Origin of the sequence: Maribacter orientalis (assembly GCF_900109345.1) — a bacterium.
Taxonomy (GTDB): domain Bacteria; phylum Bacteroidota; class Bacteroidia; order Flavobacteriales; family Flavobacteriaceae; genus Maribacter; species Maribacter orientalis.
Genome location: NZ_FNZN01000003.1, coordinates 461051 through 479931, shown reverse-complemented (window position 1 = coordinate 479931; position 18881 = coordinate 461051). Strand labels below are relative to the sequence as shown.

Annotated in this window: 15 protein-coding genes; 6 read left to right on the top strand and 9 right to left on the bottom strand. The window is 34.9% G+C overall.

Annotation, left to right across the window (positions count from 1 at the left end):
- The first annotated feature begins 74 nt into the window (after positions 1-74).
- From secA to BMY56_RS09230, 4 genes are all read left to right on the top strand, one after another.
- A complete protein-coding gene (secA, locus tag BMY56_RS09245) occupies positions 75-3437 on the top strand; it encodes a preprotein translocase subunit SecA (RefSeq protein WP_091622998.1) in 3363 nt (1120 codons plus the stop codon).
- Positions 3438-3598: 161 nt separating this feature from the next.
- The gene (locus tag BMY56_RS09240; RefSeq protein ID WP_177170942.1) at positions 3599-4993 is read left to right on the top strand and encodes a Gfo/Idh/MocA family oxidoreductase; all 1395 of its coding nucleotides are present in this window, start codon (positions 3599-3601) and stop codon (positions 4991-4993) included.
- A gap of 117 nt (positions 4994-5110) precedes the next feature.
- Positions 5111-6337, top strand: coding sequence for a sensor histidine kinase (locus BMY56_RS09235; protein ID WP_091623270.1), 1227 nt, complete (start codon positions 5111-5113; stop codon positions 6335-6337).
- 114 nt (positions 6338-6451) lie between these two features.
- Positions 6452-8041 (top strand): amidohydrolase family protein, encoded by a 1590-nt coding sequence (locus BMY56_RS09230; RefSeq protein ID WP_091622995.1) that lies wholly within the window; start codon positions 6452-6454, stop codon positions 8039-8041.
- 167 nt (positions 8042-8208) lie between these two features.
- Here BMY56_RS09230 and BMY56_RS09225 read toward each other — a convergent pair whose 3' ends face one another.
- The 6 genes from BMY56_RS09225 to BMY56_RS09200 all read right to left on the bottom strand — a co-directional run bounded on the left by BMY56_RS09225 (position 8209) and on the right by BMY56_RS09200 (position 15599).
- Positions 8209-8466: a hypothetical protein gene (locus BMY56_RS09225; protein WP_091622992.1), complete on the bottom strand. Its 258-nt coding sequence runs from the start codon at positions 8464-8466 to the stop codon at positions 8209-8211.
- A gap of 311 nt (positions 8467-8777) precedes the next feature.
- A complete protein-coding gene (locus BMY56_RS09220) occupies positions 8778-10130 on the bottom strand; it encodes a DEAD/DEAH box helicase (RefSeq protein WP_091622988.1) in 1353 nt (450 codons plus the stop codon).
- 130 nt (positions 10131-10260) lie between these two features.
- On the bottom strand, positions 10261-10482 hold the full coding sequence (locus BMY56_RS19125) for a PLDc N-terminal domain-containing protein (RefSeq protein WP_091622985.1): 222 nt from the start codon (positions 10480-10482) through the stop codon (positions 10261-10263).
- 163 nt (positions 10483-10645) lie between these two features.
- Positions 10646-12301, bottom strand: a complete 1656-nt coding sequence (locus tag BMY56_RS09210; RefSeq protein WP_091622982.1) for an amidohydrolase — start codon at positions 12299-12301, stop codon at positions 10646-10648.
- Between the two features lie 59 nt (positions 12302-12360).
- Entirely contained in the window at positions 12361-14862 is a 2502-nt protein-coding gene (locus BMY56_RS09205) for an ABC transporter permease (RefSeq protein ID WP_091622975.1), read from the bottom strand.
- 47 nt (positions 14863-14909) lie between these two features.
- Entirely contained in the window at positions 14910-15599 is a 690-nt protein-coding gene (locus BMY56_RS09200; protein ID WP_091622973.1) for an ABC transporter ATP-binding protein, read from the bottom strand.
- Positions 15600-15661: 62 nt separating this feature from the next.
- Between BMY56_RS09200 and BMY56_RS09195 the strand changes: the two genes are divergently transcribed.
- On the top strand, positions 15662-16402 hold the full coding sequence (locus tag BMY56_RS09195) for an arylesterase (RefSeq protein ID WP_091622971.1): 741 nt from the start codon (positions 15662-15664) through the stop codon (positions 16400-16402).
- Here the strand turns inward: BMY56_RS09195 and BMY56_RS09190 are convergent.
- The 3 genes from BMY56_RS09190 to BMY56_RS09180 form a co-directional block, all read right to left on the bottom strand.
- Complete coding sequence (locus BMY56_RS09190) at positions 16399-16638, bottom strand: hypothetical protein (protein ID WP_143057804.1); 240 nt, start codon at positions 16636-16638, stop codon at positions 16399-16401. The genes BMY56_RS09195 and BMY56_RS09190 overlap by 4 nt on opposite strands.
- Before the next feature lie 324 nt (positions 16639-16962).
- Positions 16963-17199, bottom strand: coding sequence for a hypothetical protein (locus tag BMY56_RS09185; protein WP_091622967.1), 237 nt, complete (start codon positions 17197-17199; stop codon positions 16963-16965).
- A gap of 181 nt (positions 17200-17380) precedes the next feature.
- A complete protein-coding gene (locus tag BMY56_RS09180; RefSeq protein ID WP_091622964.1) occupies positions 17381-18064 on the bottom strand; it encodes a peptidoglycan DD-metalloendopeptidase family protein in 684 nt (227 codons plus the stop codon).
- A gap of 101 nt (positions 18065-18165) precedes the next feature.
- Here BMY56_RS09180 and msrA point away from each other — a divergent pair, with 101 nt between their 5' ends.
- Positions 18166-18873 carry a peptide-methionine (S)-S-oxide reductase MsrA gene (gene msrA / locus BMY56_RS09175; protein ID WP_091622961.1) on the top strand — a complete coding sequence of 236 codons (708 nt, stop codon included), beginning with the start codon at positions 18166-18168 and terminating at the stop codon, positions 18871-18873.
- The last annotated feature ends 8 nt before the right edge of the window (positions 18874-18881 follow it).

Sequence of the window (18881 nt, the reverse complement as noted above, 5' to 3'; positions counted from 1 at the left end):
TCTCTAAAATATTTTGAAAATCTCCTTACCTATTTTTGGGTTAAGTAAATTTCAATTCTAATAGTTTAAAATATATGAGTTTTATTAATTCCATACTAAAGGCATTCGTTGGTGATAAATCACAAAAAGATGTAAAGGAATTACAGCCTTTAGTAAATCAGATAAAGACATTTGAATCGCAGCTTGAAAGCCTTAGCCATGACGAACTAAGGCAGAAAACCATAGAGTTTAAGAAGATAATTCAGGATTCTTACAAAGAAAAAACTGACCAAATAATTACTTTAGAGGAAGAGGTTAAGAACTCTACAGATATTGATAAGAACGAAGATATCTATACCGAAATTGATAAATTAAAGGAAGAGGCCTATGCTATTTCTGAAGAAACTTTAAACAAGTTACTTCCAGAAGCTTTTGCCGTTGTAAAGGAAACTGCCAAACGTTTTGCTAATAATGAAACTTTGAAAGTGACAGCGTCAGAATATGACAGAACATTGTCAGGTTCTAACGATTATGTCACCTTAGAGGGCTCAGATGCTATTTGGAAAAATTCTTGGAACGCTGCCGGTAAAGAAGTAACCTGGGATATGATACATTACGATGTGCAGCTTATAGGTGGTATTGCAATGCACCAAGGTAAGATTGCTGAAATGCATACTGGTGAAGGTAAAACTCTTGTAGCAACATTACCATTATATTTAAATGCACTAGGCGGAAACGGTGCTCACTTGGTAACCGTTAATGATTACCTAGCAAAAAGAGATAGTGCTTGGATGGCACCTATATTCCAATTTCATGGCCTTTCTGTTGATTGTATAGATCATCACCGACCAAATTCTGATGGTAGACGTGCAGCTTACAACGCAGATATTACATATGGTACTAATAACGAATTTGGTTTCGATTACCTAAGGGATAATATGGCACACACACCAAAAGATTTGGTGCAACGCCCACATAACTATGCCATTGTCGATGAGGTAGATTCTGTATTGATAGATGATGCTCGTACACCTTTAATTATTTCTGGTCCTGTACCAGAAGGTGACCGTCATGAATTTAACGAATTGAAACCTAAAGTTGACGAAATCGTACAAAAGCAACGTCAACATTTAACCAGTGTTTTGGCAGAAGCTAAAAAGCTGATTGCTGAAGGCGATACTAAAGAAGGCGGATTTCTTTTACTGCGTGTATTTAGAGGATTACCTAAGAATAAGGCCTTAATTAAGTTTTTGAGTGAAGAAGGAGTCAAACAATTACTCCAAAAAACCGAGAATTTCTATATGCAGGATAATAATAGGGAAATGCCCAAGGTAGATGAAGACCTATTATTCGTTATTGATGAGAAAAATAACCAAATTGAATTGACAGATAAAGGTGTTGATTATATTTCTGGTGAAGAAAACAGAGACTTCTTTGTAATGCCAGATATTGGTGGTGAAATTGCTAAAATTGAAAACCAAAATCTTGAAATTGAAAAAGAAGCCGAACTCAAAGAAGAGCTTTTTAAAGACTTTACCATTAAGAGCGAGCGTATTCATACCATGAGTCAATTATTAAAAGCATATACCCTCTTCGAAAAGGATACTGAATATGTAGTAATGGACAATAAGGTAATGATCGTTGATGAGCAAACCGGTCGTATTATGGATGGCCGTAGATATTCAGACGGACTTCACCAAGCTATTGAAGCAAAGGAGAATGTAAAAATCGAAGCCTTAACCCAAACTTTTGCAACGGTTACATTACAAAACTATTTTAGAATGTATCGTAAGCTCTCTGGAATGACCGGTACGGCTGTTACAGAAGCCGGTGAATTCTGGGAAATATATAAATTGGATGTAATGGAGATTCCAACCAACAGACCAATTGCTAGAGATGACCGTAACGATTTAATTTACAAAACGAAAAGAGAAAAGTACAATGCAATTATTGATGAAGTAACGAAAATAAGTAAATCTGGAAGACCCGTTCTTATTGGTACCACTTCTGTAGAAATATCAGAATTATTATCAAAACTACTAAGTGTTCGTAAAGTTCCTCATAATGTATTGAACGCAAAGCTTCATAAGAAAGAAGCAGATGTTGTTGCCGAAGCAGGTAATGCGGGTATTGTTACCATCGCAACCAACATGGCAGGTCGTGGTACGGATATTAAATTATCTGAAGAAGTCAAAAAAGCTGGTGGTCTAGCCATAGTAGGTACAGAACGTCATGATTCTAGACGTGTTGACAGACAATTACGCGGACGTTCTGGTAGACAAGGTGATCCAGGAAGCTCTCAATTCTATGTTTCCCTAGAAGATAACCTTATGCGTTTATTCGGCTCTGACAGGGTAGCTAAAATGATGGATAAGATGGGCTTAGAAGATGGTGAAGTTATACAACATAGTATGATGACAAAATCTATCGAACGTGCACAGAAAAAAGTAGAGGAAAACAACTTTGGAGTTCGTAAACGTCTTTTAGAATATGATGATGTTATGAACGCACAGCGTGAAGTAGTCTACAAAAGAAGGCGACATGCATTACAAGGTGAGCGTTTAAAGCTTGATATTGCCAATATGATCTATGACACCTGTGAGGTAATTGTAGAAGGCAATAAAGCTGCCAATGATTATAAGAATTTTGAATTTGAGCTAATTAAATATTTTTCAATGACATCACCAGTTGATGAAGCTGACTTCGGAAAATTGGGTGCTCAAGAAATAACTGGTAAAATTTACAAAGCTGCTTACGACCATTATAATGATAAAATGGAACGTAATGCTGCATCTGCTTTCCCTGTAATTAAAAAGGTGCATGAAGATAACGCAAACAATTTCGAGCGTATTGTAGTTCCATTTACCGACGGAATTAAAAGCTTAAATGTTGTAACCAATCTTCAGGAAGCATACGATACCAATGGTAAACAATTAATTACCGATTTCGAAAAGAATATTTCACTAGCTATTATTGATGACGCGTGGAAAACCCATCTTCGTAAGATGGATGAGTTGAAACAATCTGTGCAATTAGCAGTTCACGAACAAAAAGATCCCTTATTAATTTATAAGTTCGAAGCATTTGAACTATTTAAGTCAATGATAGAGAAAGTGAATAAAGAAGTAATTTCATTCTTATTTAAAGGAGAATTACCATCTGAAAACACAAACGCTATCCAAGAAGAAAGGAATATTCAACGTTCAAAAGAAAATTTAAAAACGACTAAAGAAGAAATTCCTAATAGCGATGAAATGGCAGCTCAGAGTAGAGCTGTAGGTCAAACACAAGGACAGCGACCTGCCGTTACAGAAACTATTACAAGAGAACAACCTAAAATTGGTCGTAACGAACGAGTTACAATTAAAAATGTGTTGAGTGGAGAAAGTAAAACTGTAAAGTTTAAGCAGGCAGAACCTCTTATTCATAGTGGTTCTTGGGTATTGACCCAAGATTAATATAAAACTTTCTATATTTAAAAAAGGCATCCCAAGATTGGGATGCCTTTTTTAGTACCTCCTATTTTCACTTTTCTTCGTCAACTTGTTAAATCAACATACTAAAAATCTTTGGTATTGAAAATTAGCTATATTTAGATAACCGCTTTAAAATCAAACCAATGAATACCACCAGAAGAAAATTCATCAATTCTATAGGAATGCTTGCAGCTAGTTCAGCTTTTCCAATTTCAACATTCGCATTTAGTAAGACTTCAAAACTAAAAGTTGCATTGGTAGGAACCGGTATACGAGGAACCACCTTTTGGGGAAAACGTTTAGTTGATGAATACGGAAAAATTTTAGAATTCGTCGGGCTATCGGATATCAACTCAAGTCGTCTAAAATATGCCAAAAATTTTATTGGTGCTGATTGCCCACTTTTCACAGATTTTGAAGAGATGGTGAAGATGACGAAACCAGATTTGATTATAGTGACTACTAAAGATTCAACCCACCATCAATATATAATTAAAGGATTGGAAATGGGTTGTGACGTATTAACCGAAAAACCGTTGACTACAGATGAAACTAAATGTCAGGCAATTATTGACGCTGAAAAGAAATCAGAAAAAAATCTAATTGTAGGTTTTAATTATAGATGGAGTCCATATGCAACCAAAATAAAAGAATTATTGGCAAATAAAACGATTGGGGATTTGGTGTCCGTGGATTTCCATTGGTATTTGAACACCTATCATGGTGCTTCTTATTTTAGAAGATGGCACGGTGATATGGAGAGTAGCGGATCCCTCTGGGTTCATAAATCTACTCATCATTTTGATTTATTAAACTGGTGGATAAATTCTGAACCCGATCAGGTATTTGCCTATGGTGATTTAGAATATTATGGCAAGAACGGACCACAAAGAGGATCTAATTGCCGTAGTTGTAATCATAACGATACCTGCGAATTTTATTGGGATATTACTAAAGATGAAACATCTAAAAAATTATATGTAGATCACGAACATGAAGATGGCTACATAAGGGATAATTGCTTATTTAGAGAAAATATTGATATTTATGATAAAATGTCTGCACAAGTAAAATATGCCGACAATACGATATTGAACTATAGCTTAACTACCTATTCACCCTTTGAAGGATGGCGAGTTGCGTTTAATGGTACAAAAGGCAGAATTGAAGCTTCACAAGACATTCCTTATCATTCAATATCTACTGTTGATGAGGCAGAAAAACATGCTTTAGAAATGGCTCAAAATAATAAGGAAGAATTGAACCACGAGTCGATTATCGTTCATAAGCTTTGGGAAAAACATGAAATTGTAAAAGTACCTATTGAAAAAAGTGGTCATGGTGGTGGTGATAAAAGACTTCATGATAAAATATTCATTAATCCTAAAACTACTGACCCATATGGTAGAACTGCCGGTGTTAGAGATGGGGCTATGTCCATTTTAATAGGTATTGGGGCTAGAAGAAGTATTGAATCTGGAAAAGCTATTAATATTGGAGATTTAACAGACCTTACACCGAAGAAAGTTCGCAGCTAATGCTAACTTTTTATAATTATGTTATACAATAACAAAAAATACTAGTATAATGTTAAAAACATAATTAGATTTACATTACTTAATTAGTATGTTTTTTTTAGTACATAAACAATGTCTATGCCCGGATTTACCAATGACAATGAGCGTCTTCAGGATAAAACCAAACTTTTTTTAAGGGTAAATTATACCACTAGCATAATATCCATTCTATTTGGAATATTATGCTATTTCCTATTAGGTATAACCGAAGTTGTTCCATTCCCACTTATGGCTTTTGGAATTTTAAACTTAATCAACTTACAATACTTTAAAATTCATAAAAAGATTTTACCCACCTTCAATTTTTCATCTATACTAGGTCTTATATCCTCCTTTATAGTGACTTTGTACAGTGGTGGTATTCATAGTCCTTTTATTTTTATGATTCCAATAGTTGCATTTGGTGGCTTTATCATTATCAACAGTAGCAGGTATGGTAAAATCTACTTAAACGTTATTCCAGTTCTTATTATTCTAATTTTCTCACAAACTATACCTGAGTTAAAAATCACAGAAAATGTTATTCCTGAAAGCTCAAGTGCTGTTTTTGGCCTAGTTTCAGTTTTATTTTCGGTTTTTATTTTAGGAAACACATTTGGCAAAAGTTTATTAAAGACCTACAACGCGCTCTATACTTCGAAAAAAGTCATGGCTATTCAAGTTCATGAAAAAGAAAATTTATTAAAAGAAGTTCATCATAGAGTTAAAAACAACTTACAGACCGTATCAAGTTTATTAAGTCTGCAATCTCGAAATACTGAAAGCGGACCAATGAAAGGACTGTTAAAAGGAACGCAGAATAGGGTCATTGCAATGGCAATGGTTCATGAAATGCTCTATATGCGTAATGATATTAGTCATATTGAATACAACTCTTACGTGCAAGAATTAAGCGAATACCTTATTAGATCAATTAAAGGAATTGACAATAATGTAGATTTAAAGATTGACATTCCAGATATAAAATTGGGTATAGATACCGCTATTCCATTAGGCCTTTTGATTAATGAGGCCTTGACCAATGCTTTAAAATATGGAATTGAAGGAGAGGAAAAAGGACAAATTCATATCAAATTACAAAAGGATTCAGAAAAAGAAAATTGTTACATTCTTGAAATAGGAGATAATGGCATTGGTTTTCCTGAAACAATCAATTACAAAAACACAAAGTCATTAGGTTTAAAACTTATCCATAACCTAACCCGTCAATTACGCGGAACAATTGAACGCGACGCCTCCAAAAAAGGCACCAACTACATTGTCAAATTCCAAGAAATAAAGCAACAATTAGCTCCAATTGAATAAGTTAAAGCCTTATATAATTGCTAGTTCATAATTCCATTAATAAAGATGACTCTAGCTCTGTCTCATTACTATCACTTTGCCTATATTTAAAGAACTAACTTAAACCACCACCTTATGTTCAAACGAATAGTATTAGCTACGGTATTCATTTTGGTAGACTTGCTAACTGTCAATGCCCAATCTCTTGAAGGAGATGGCCCACACTCTCAATTAATAATTAGAGGCGTTATGCTGATTAATGGAAATGGAGCACCACCACAAGGCCCCATTGACATTGTGGTGGAGAACAATATCATAAAAGACATTAAAGTAGTAGGTTATCCTGGTGTCGCTATCGATAACTCTAAACGACCACAACTAAAAGAAGGTGGTAAGGAGCTAGATTGTACTGGTATGTACTTAATGCCTGGCTTTATAGATATGCACACACATATTGGTGGCGATGCACAGGGCGCAGACCCAGATTATGTTTTTAAATTATGGATGGCACACGGTGTTACTACCGTTCGAGAAGTTGCCGGAAGAGGTATTGATATTGCCCTAGATTTAAAACGGAAAAGCGAGAGAAATGAAATTATCGCCCCACGCATAATTACATATACCGCATTTGGGCAAACTAGCAAATCTTTTAATCCGTTGAACGATATTCCTATTTCTACTCCGGAGCAAGCTCGTGAATGGGTACGTGCAAATGCAAAAAAAGGAGCTGACGGTATTAAATTTTTTGGTGCAGAACCGGCTATTATGGCAGCTGCACTTGATGAAAATAAAAAATTAGGACTAGGCTCAGCATGTCATCATGCACAAATGAGCGTTGCAAGATGGAATGTGCTTCATTCCGCTAGGGCAGGATTAACTTCAATGGAACATTGGTACGGATTACCGGAAGCATTATTCGACGATCGTACAGTGCAAGATTTTCCTCTTGATTATAACTATCAGAATGAACAACATCGTTTTGAAAATGCCGGTAAATTATGGGCACAGGCAGCTGAACCCTACTCTGAACATTGGAATAACGTAATGAATGAATTATTGGCATTAGATTTCACTATGGATCCTACTTTTAATATCTATGAGGCTAGTAGAGATTTACAGCGTGCAAGACGTGCCGAATGGCATGAAGACTACACATTGCCTTCCCTATGGGAATTCTATCAACCTAGCAAAGTATCTCATGGTTCTTATTGGCATGATTGGGGTACAGAGCAGGAAGTTCAATGGAAAAAAAATTATAATCTTTGGATGACCTTTATTAATGAATATAAAAATAGAGGTGGCCGTGTAACAACTGGTTCCGATTCCGGATTTATATTTCAATTATATGGTTTTGCTTATATACGTGAACTAGAATTAATGCGTGAAGCAGGATTTCACCCTTTAGAAATAATTCAATCAGCAACATTAAATGGCGCAGAAGCGTTAGGATTGGATGACAAATTAGGTTCCGTTACAATTGGAAAATTAGCTGACTTTGTCGTTGTTGAAGAAAACCCTCTTCAAAATTTCAAAGTACTATACGGCACGGGAGCTGTAAAGCTTACCGATGATAATGAGGTGGTTCGTATTGGTGGTGTAAAATATACTATTAAAGACGGCATCGTTTACGATGCAAAAGCGCTATTAGCAGACGTAAAACGTCAAGTTGATGAAGCCAAGGCTAAGGATAATTATACTATAAAGCAGCCTGGCATTAAAAACTAAAACTTTCTTTTGCTTACTGGCACTTTAATTGCACGAAGTTGCTTTTTATTTTTTGAAGTAAAAGAAACAACTAGAAGAACAATTAAAGCAGGTATTAAAAGTGTAAGTATTATCATAATTGAATTTTCAAAAGGTGCTTCATTGCACCTTTTTTAATAGAGCAAAGATTATGCCAACTTACCATAACTCTTTTGGGTAATGAATGCTAATTCTTTATTGACTCTAGAATTCTTATATCGATACAAACGAGTTATTTCAGTTTCAGTACTGATTGTAAACGTTTTCTTATGGTCAGTATTATTAAGGCTATCAACCATAACAATACCCATTTCAATAGCGTAAACTTTATCATTAGATTGAGGGTTTTGTGCCATCGTTAAAGTTCCGGCGAAAATTATAATTAATAATGTGAATAGTACTTTCATATCTTAATGTTGAACAATATAAAGATACCCGCAGTCCAGCAATCAAAGCTCTTGACCTCGCTGAAGTACTATAATTTTCGGCTAGCGTAAATTTTTAGGATGAATCGAAGAAAAGTATCGACGAATGGTTTTTGAACCAAAAACATCATACCGAGATAGTATGTAATTCGTTGATGTTTTTAAAATAGAACAATTGGTAAAGCCTTAATAAAACAGCCAAATATGGAGTCTAATAAATGCTATTTGTTTAAAAAAGAATGTAGTTACTCTATTATACAAGCAACGTAATCTGAATATTAAAGAAACTATTCTTATTTGTTTCTACCTCTTTTTCCGTAATTCTTATCGCCTCGAGTCTTTGGCTTAGAATATTTCTTTTTAATAATCCATTTATAAGAACCACCTTGATTTTCTTTTTTGTTCTTATCTGATTTATCATGAAAGCTAGCTCCACGTTCGTCTTCATTTATATTCAAAGGATTTTCACGCTCCTTATGTTTGGGTTGTTCGTCGAAAGTAAGCTTAGTGGCTATTTCAACATCACTTGGTAAGTCTAATAAATTTACTTTCTGCAACATCAAATCTTCGATGGCATCTTTTGCTTCCTCTTCATTTGGAGTAAATAATAAAATAGAAGTACCCTCCTTCTCTGCCCTACCCGTTCTACCGATTCGGTGCATATAGTTTTCAGGATAAATAGGTGTATCAAAATTAATGACATGAGATATTTCTTGAAGATCCAATCCACGTGCCATAACATCTGTAGTTACCAAAATACGGTTCTTCCCTTCATCAAATTGGTTGATAGAGCGTAATCTATAATTTTGGGTCTTATTAGAATGTATGATACAGATTTCTTCACTGAAAAATTCTGCCAGCTCTTTGAACAATAAATCTGCACTACGTTTGCTAGAGACAAAAACCAAAACTTTATGGTATTCCTCTTCTTTCTGAAGTAAATTAACCAGCAAATTTACTTTTGTATAAAAGTTAGGAGTAGCATACCCAAATTGAGTAATGTTCTCTAATGGAGTTCCACTTACTGCAATTGCGATTTTCTGTACTCCTGTAAAGAAATCGGTTATAAAGAGTTCTATGTCATCGGTCATAGTAGCAGAGAACATAATATTCTGTCTTCTGACCGGCAATAGTTCAAAAATATTGACCAACTGAAATCTAAAACCAAGATCCAACATCACATCGACCTCATCAATCACAAGTTTCCTAACTGATTTTAATTGAACCGCCTTGGTTAAAATTAAATCATATAAACGAGCAGGTGTAGCCACTAAAATATCGGTACCCAAAGCCAAAGCATCCTTTTGTCGTAGCATGCTTTTACCACCAAATACACCAAGGACACGTACGCCTGAATATTTAGCCAGTTTTTCAGCCTCTTCTACTACTTGTACCACCAACTCACGAGTAGGCACAAGAATCACCACCTTTGGGTGTATCTCTTTAGAAAATGAAAGGGTATTTAAGATGGGAAGTAAATAAGCAAATGTCTTTCCTGTCCCGGTCTGTGCAATACCAACAACATCACTACCACTCATAACAATAGGAAAAGCCTTCTCTTGAATAGGTGTTGTATTTTCAAAACCTAAATCATCCAGAGCTTTTTCTATATTTCTAGAAATCTTTAAATCGGTAAACAAGGACATAGCAATTACTTTTGTATTTCAATTGCAAAGCTATGGGGATTAGTTGACAATACATGCTAAATGCTCTAATTATAGCGTTAATATTGACCAGTGAGGGTTATCAATTTTCATTAATTAATGATATTGTATATCAATTGGTTATTATCTTTCTATTTCTTCCTGTAAAAATATAAAGCAACGTACCTAAAAAAGGAAGGAAGAACACGATTAAAAACCAAGTGGTTTTAGCATCATTTTTAAATTTATTTCTTGCTATGTCTATTAAACAATAGATCCATAGCCCTAATATAACCAGTAGAAAGGTTTGCCATGCCCATATACCTAAAGATAAGTTTGAGATAGTACTTTCCATAATGAAGATTAATATTTAGTAATCAGTTTCAATAAAAACATTAAAATATAACTAAAATGGCATCAAACCTCAAAAATTCCATAACCTATTAAATAATGATACTAACGATTTTTAAAATTTAAATATTCCAGTTTTATTATTGTTTTTGATATTATACTCTAAACTAGTTTAAGTTTGAAACATACACTTTCCTTCCACCAATATACGTTTCCAAAACCTTAACATCTTTTATCTTATTCGGCTGTATTACCATTAAATCTTCACTGAGAATAACAAAGTCAGCCAATTTACCTAGTTCTAAAGTTCCTTTTATATTTTCGTCGAACGAACTGTAGGCTGCATTCTTAGTGTATGCCATTAACGCCTGTGACACATTTATTTTTTGTTCTGGAACCCAACCCTCAGGGTTTCTGTTGTCTATAGTTTGTCGAGTAACCGCTGCATAGATTCCATAAATTGGAGAGGCAGGTGCAACTGGCCAATCACTACTAAAAACTAAAGTTGTATTTACATCCAACAAAGATTTAAAAGCATAGGTAGTTTTAATACGTTCTTTACCAATAAGTTCTTTTGCCCATCTACCATCATCAATTGCATGATAGGGCTGCATACTTGCAATAACATTCAGTTTAGAAAATCGACTAATATCTTCTTTAGCTAAATGTTGCGCATGCTCAATTCTAAATCGTCTGTCCTTATTCCCATTTTCTTCAATAACGCGTTCAAATGTGTTCAATACGGTATTGTTTGCTCTGTCACCAATGGCATGAACTGTTACCTGTAAGTTTTTGTTATCTGCATTTGAAACCCAATGATACAAACTATCAATATTAGCTATAAAAAGACCTTTATCTTCTAATTTATCTGAATAAGGCTCATTGAATGCTGCGGTATGTGAACCTAATGAGCCGTCTACAAAACCTTTCATTAAGCCATTTTTCAACCATTTCGATTCAGTAGTGGTTTTAGATATAGATTTCCAGTTTTTTAAGGGGTCAGCAGAATAAACTCTGATTTTTAATTTCATGGCAGATTTCAAAGTATTTAAAACTTCGTAGCCCCCTAAACTATCGACATCATGAATAGAAGTAACTCCTTGAGAAATTAAATAATCTTGAGCTACATTTATTGCCTCTGCCTTCTCATCATTAGTAAGGTCTGGTATTTTATTTAATACCAAATACATAGCCTCGCTTTTTAAAATACCAGTGGGTGACCCGTCAGGGTTTTTAACAATTTCCCCATTTTCTACATTGGCAGTATTCTTATCTATACCTGCAATTTTCAAAGCTGCTGAATTAGCCAAAATCATATGCCCATCCATGCGATATATTGCTACAGGATTCGCTCCTGTAAATGCATCAATCCATTCTTTTGAAGGGAGTTCTCCTCCCCAAAGTGTATGGTCCCAATTTCCTTCAACTATCCATTGGTTAGGTTTTATATCTTTAGCAAATGCCGCGATTCTATTGATGAACTCATTTTTAGTTTTGGCATCTCTAAGTTGCACACTTAAAAGGCTATTACCACCCATTAGTAAATGTACATGAGTATCGATAAAACCAGGAGTGATGAATTTATTTTGTACATCAATTACTTCTGTAGACTCCCCTTTAAACTTTTGAATATCTATGGCTGAACCAATAGCTAAAATGGTATCCTCTTTAATAGCCATAGCTTCTGCTTTTGGGCTATCAGAATTACCAGTCCAAATATTGGCATTGGTAATAATGAGGTCTGCTTTTATACTTTCGGTCTTACATGAAATTAGAAGAATCGTAAAGAAAAAAGAAAAAATTAGATGTTTTATCAAGTTCATGCTTAAAGATAATCAGTAAAGCATCTTCAGTTTAAAATTTATAAAAAAACAAATACCTTTTATTTTCCTTCTTTTCTTAAAACTTGCAATGGCGGACTATTTAAAACACCCCTGCTATTTAATAATCCTATAGAAAGAACTAAAAGAGTAATTCCTGGTAAGACCACTAAAAATGGCACCCATGAGGGTATAAACGGTGTGTCAAAAATAAAATAAGCCAATAAAAAGCTACTTACTAAAGAAAGAAGTACGCCTACTCCGCTACCTAATATTCCTAAAAACAGATATTCCAAAGCATTAATTTTTAAAATCTGTTTGCTTTGTGCACCAAGTGTACGCAACAATACACTTTCACGTATACGTTGGTATTTGCTATTACGTACAGATCCTATTAAAACAATAATACCTGTTAGAATACTGAAGAAAGCCATAAAGGTAATCACCCATGAAATCTTATCCAGAATATTTTCAATGAGTGTCACCACCTGTCGTAAATCTATAATGGAGACATTAGGAAACTTTTTCACCAGTTCACGTTGCAAATTGGCTGAAGATTTTTTGTCAGGTGCATTTGTTGTCAATACATGAAACTGTGGCGCATTCTCTAACACCCCTTTAGGAAATACAATAGAAAAGTTAAGCTGCATGCGCGCCCAATCGACTTGTCTAATATTACCCACTACGGTGGTCATCAATTTACCTTGTACATTAAATGAAATTGTATCTCCTAGAGTTACAAGAGCATCATTGGCAACATTATCTGCCAAAGAAATCGGTATAACCTCAGCATTGGGAGCCATACTAGGCATCCACTCTCCTTCTAATAACTTTTCAGACCCGATCATAGAGTCTCGATAGGTTGTTCTAAACTCATGGTTTAAAATCCATTTATTCACCCGTGTAGTACTATCTAATCGAATATCATTAACACTGCGGTCTTTTATACGTTCCATTCGCATAGTTACTATAGGAATATTATCAATTACAGTTAACCCATTTGGGGTAATCGTGTTGGCCACGGCATCACGTTGTTCGGTCTGAACGTCAAAAAGTATCAAATTCGGACTTTCAGCGCTTGATTCGAAAGACGTTTTAGCGAGTAGAAAATCTTTAGTAAAATATAAGGTACTTATTAGAAAAGTTCCTATTCCTATTGCCAATATTAATACCACGGTTTGGTTATTGGGGCGATATAGATTCAATAAACTTTGTCGCGCTGCAAAGCTCCACGATTTTGGAAAATATCGTTTTATCATTCGCATAAATAGAATGGAAACTCCTGCTAATATGGAAAACGTTACTAAGATACCTGCCACAAAACTTGCTGCAAATGACCATCTACCTAATAACCAATATGCAAAAAGGAATACAAATAGAACTATAGCTATCATTACCCATATTTGATATGGACGCGATTTTTTGCTTGTATCTTCCTGTACACGTAAAACTTGCAAAGGTGAAACGAACCACGTATTAATCAAAGGAGAAAGTGCAAACAAAACTGACATGCAGACGCCTAATAATAAGCCTACAAAAATCGATTGGTACGAAGTAGATATTTCTACTTGAAACGGCAGAAATTCTTGTAGAATTAACGGAAAAGTTTGTTGTAAAATCAGACCTAAAACAGTCCCGATGAAGCCGCCTAACAACCCCATACCGGCAATTTGAAGCAAATAAATTAAAAAGGTCTGCTTACGGGTCGCTCCTAAACATTTGAGAATGGCAACAGATTTTAATTTCTCTTTAATATAAATATGCACAGAGCTAGCGATACCTACACAACCTAGCAGAAGTGCTATAAATGCCACAAGATTTAAAAATCGACCAACATTTTCATACCGCCGACCTAATCGCTGACTGGTATCTGTATGAGTATCCAAATCAGCATTTTCGGCATCTAACAAGGGATCTACCTTTTTATTAAGTTCCTTTAAATCTATATTGGGGTTTTTAAAATAATAATTATACCCTAAACGGCTTCCCCTTTGTAGTAGTCCGCTTTCTTCCATAAACCGAAATGGCACAATAATAGGTGGTGCCGCCGTAGCGCCAATTCCTGTACTACCAGGTGCGGTTATCAATGAACCGATAATCGGAAAAGTAATAGACCCTAGCTTTACACTATCGCCCGGTTTTAAATTAAATTGTAACATCGCGGTAGCATCAACTAAAGCACCTCCTTTTTCTTGAAATTCAATAGCTGCATTTGCGGGCTCGGTTTCTAATTCCCCGTAAAAAGGAAAACCTCCTTCCATACCACGCACCTGAACTAATTTAGTGGCTCCATTTTTTGTAAAAGCTGCCATCGAAGCGAAATTCACCTCCCTAGCATCGGCTCCACCAAGGGAGTCCATCAACTGAATTACCCGCTCATTTGCTGGTTGATTACTATCGATGAGAAAATCGGCTCCCATAAGGGCTTTTGACTGTAGACCGATATTATCTTTAAGGTTATCACTAAAAGACTGAATTGAAACGACTGCTGCTATACCCAAAATTATGGAAGCCATGAACAAGAGCAAGCGCTTACCACTTGCCTTACCATCGCGCCAAGCCATTTTCAATAACCAATTAAAATCTGCTTTTGAAGTTCGTGTTGGTTTACTCAAGATATTGCAGAGGTTTCATTGATTACTATTTTACCACCTTTAAGTCGTAATACATGTTGGTTCAGTTTAGCCAATTCTAAATCATGGGTTACAATAACCAAAGTAGTTCCCATTTCAGTATTTAAATCGAACAGTAATTTTATCACCTTTTCTCCTGTTTCTTCATCTAAATTACCCGTTGGTTCATCAGCAAAAAGAATTGAAGGTTTGTTTGAAAATGCCCTAGCTAAAGCAACCCGTTGTTGTTCCCCACCAGAAAGCTGTGACGGATAATGATTATGTCGATTGCCAAGACCTACTTTGGTCAGTAGTTCCATAGCATCTTTTGTTGCATGTGGCGCGCCTTGTAATTCTAAAGGAACACTTACATTCTCTAATGCGGTTAAGGTCGGTAACAATTGAAAATCTTGAAAAATAAATCCGACTTTTTTATTTCTTAAAAGAGCACGCTGGTCTTCATTCAACGTACTTAAATCTTCACCACAAAGATCTATACCACCTTCATCAATTTCATCTAAACCAGCACATAGTCCTAACAAAGTAGTTTTCCCACTACCGGAAGGACCTACGATTGCAAAAGTTTCCCCTTCCTCTATTGAAAAAGAAATATCATCTAATACTGTCAAATTTTTAGATCCACTCGTGTACGTTTTCCTTAGATTACGTACGTTTAATATCTTTGCCATAAATCATTTTACTTCAAGCTAACAAAATAAGCAAATGATTTTGAATCTAATAAGCTAAAACTATGTTGAAAGTATTAAAGTTTCGTTATTTTTTATGGGCACTCATGGTTATTGGATGTGGAGAAAGTACAGAACAAAAACAATCGGATGGCGCTGCCAAAGAAATTAGTACTACCCAAAAGGAGGTTATTGATACTAACCAAAAGTTTATCTTGTTTTATGGCAATAGTCTTACAGCCGCATATGGCTTAGATACAAAGGAAGGATTCCCAAATAGAATTCAGCAGCGTTTAGACTCTTTAGGATTGGAATATAAGGTCATTAATTCTGGATTGAGCGGCGAAACCACATCTGGCGGTTTAAATAGACTTGATTGGGTTCTGAACCAACCTGTAGATATTTTTGTTTTAGAGTTGGGTGCTAATGACGGACTAAGAGGAATACCCATTTCTGAATCGATGAACAATCTTCAAGCAATGATCGATATGGTTAAGGCTAAAAACCCTGAAACTATTATTATTTTAGCCGGAATGCAGATACCACCAAATATGGGTTCTGACTATACCTCTCAATTTATGGCTATGTATCCTGCTTTAGCCAAGTCTAATGAAATTCTGTTAATACCTTTTTTATTGGAAGGTGTTGCTGGTATACCTGAATTGAATTTAGAGGATGGTATTCACCCAACAGCAGAGGGGCAAAAAATTGTTACTAATAATGTCTGGAAAATTTTAAAATCGGTTGTACTACCAAAAACCGATACAGAGGTAACTACTACTACCGAAGTTGATAAAATGAATTAAGCAAAAAATGTTTTTACTGTTGTTGGTTTAAATTTTAAAGCTTGTTTAATTCTAGCATTTTTAACTTTAAAAAACCTTGCAGCTGTTTGGTAACCCTGAGTATTAATTTCAGATTGGACAATTATATCTGCCATGGGCATTACAATAGTCTCCACTTTGGTAACGGGTAACATCTCTTGAGCTTGGGACTTGGTTCCCAAACAGACAACAAGGAATAAAAAAATAATTGTACGCATAATAAGTAGGTAAATTTGGTTTATAGATAACCCTCTCATTGTAAGTAAACGTATTTTGAAATCGACAAGATGTATTGTTTTAACGATGAAAGTATAGCTTTTCGATGTATTACCTTTTTTTGTAGTCCGTTTTCCTACAAATATATTTGTCGATAATCGGAATTTATGAACCGTTTATCGATTTAATAATCATATTCCTACAAATTTATTGATTTCCTATCCTGAAATATTAATCGTTTGCTTTTCGGATGCTATTTAAAGTTACTTTCTTGAAGATATAATAAAGAAAATTCTGTTAAGTAGTTACTCAATTAACTAATAAAACTAAGCCATTTTAGGTTTGTTAGCCTTAGTAAGAAAATTCAATTCCTTTTTGATGTTAGAATTTTTAAACTTGTATAAACGAGCTACTTCCGTTTTAGTCTCCAAGTTCATTTCGTAAGATGTTTCAGTAACGATTGTCATTTCAATAGTTTCAACTTTGACATCGGCAGTACCGTTTTGTGCTTGAGCAGTAAATCCTAAGAAGATGATAAAGATGATTGTTAGTATTGTTTTCATGACTTGCGTTTGTTACACTTATAGAACGCAGCAGGCCTTGATTCACTAGGTGGTGAATCGCTCAAAAACACATATTACTCGTTACTTTACACGTACATGGTTAAAGTGTAAAATCTGGTCGATAAACGACACAGTAACCAAAATCACCTTAGCGATTAAAGATGCAGTTAATCGATACAGGTTACTTCAACTTCAATAAAATATTGGGGTCTGGGCAGTTTTCCTGATAAAAGGACAATTGTTCTTTGGCGCATACTCCCGGATAATCACCGTGGTTCCCTTCTAAGTCTTTAATAATCTGAAAATGTAGATGTGGGGCATAATTGACATTAATATCAGGTGTACCTAATCTGCCAATGGTATCGCCCGCTTTAAATTCTTTATTAATAAAAAGTCCGTCCAACGAATCTACCGACAAGTGGCCATATAAAGTGTAAAAGATATGATTACCCAAAACATGCTTTAATATAATAGTTGGTCCGTAATCACCAATAACATTATTATTCTTAAAACTATGCACCACACCTTTTATAGGAACAATTACTTTGGTTAAGGCAGCGCACCAATAATCGATTCCCAAATGAATGTTTCGAATTGGTTTTTTGCTAGAGGTAAAACCTTCCTTATCATTATAGAGGTTACGCTCTTCTAAATAGCCCCCATATGCTATTAATCCTTGCTTATCGAGCAAAACTTTATCAATATAATTTTGACAGATAGAATAGTTAGTTATATCCAAACCTAATAACTCCACATTATCTTTTGAAAGATTTAAGGAGACATATTCTTGAATAGGAATTGTCCTATCTAAAATAGAAATAGGGTTTGTGGTATACGATTTAAGGTCTTCAAGCAATGTATTCATTTCTCAAAAATATAATATCCTTTTATCTAGTTAACATTTTTTAACCATTTTCCTCGTAAGGTCTTTGTAAATTACCTACAAATTGCTAAAAGAAAATTGCCATGAAATTAGTACAAATAACAGTATTGGCCTGTGCTACATTACTAGCTACAAGTTGTCAATCTAAAGTCAAGAAAAATACCTTATCAGAAAATGCTGAAAACACTGAAATTGTAAATGATGAAGTTGATGAGGTTGTAAAACTAAGTCCCCAACAATTAAGTACATATGAAACTGCCTATTTTGCTAGTGGTTGTTTTTGGTGTGTAGAAGCTATTTTCGAGAGTGTTAAAGGAGTTAAAGAGGTTGTTTCTGGCTATGCTGGAGGCGAACAAAAGAATCCTACCTATGAAGACGTCGGTTATGGTAAAACTGACCATGCAGAAGCCGTAGAGGTCTATTATGACCCAAAAGAAATCTCCTTTACCGAATTGGTTCAAGTTTTCTTTGGTTCTCACGACCCTACCCAATTAAACAGACAAGGTCCTGATCGCGGTAGACAATACCGTTCTATTGCCTTTTACAAAAGCGATGAACAAAAAAAAATAATTGAAGGATACATGCAAGCACTTACAGATCAAAATGTCTATGGTGGTGACCCAATTACAACAGAGGTCACCCCTTTCACAGTTTTCTATAAAGCAGAGGCTTACCACCAAGATTACGAAAAAAACAATCCTAATAATTCATATATTAAAAACGTATCTATACCAAGATTAAACAGGTTTAAAGAAAACTTTGGAGATTATCTAAAGAAGAGTGTCCACTAATAGGTCTC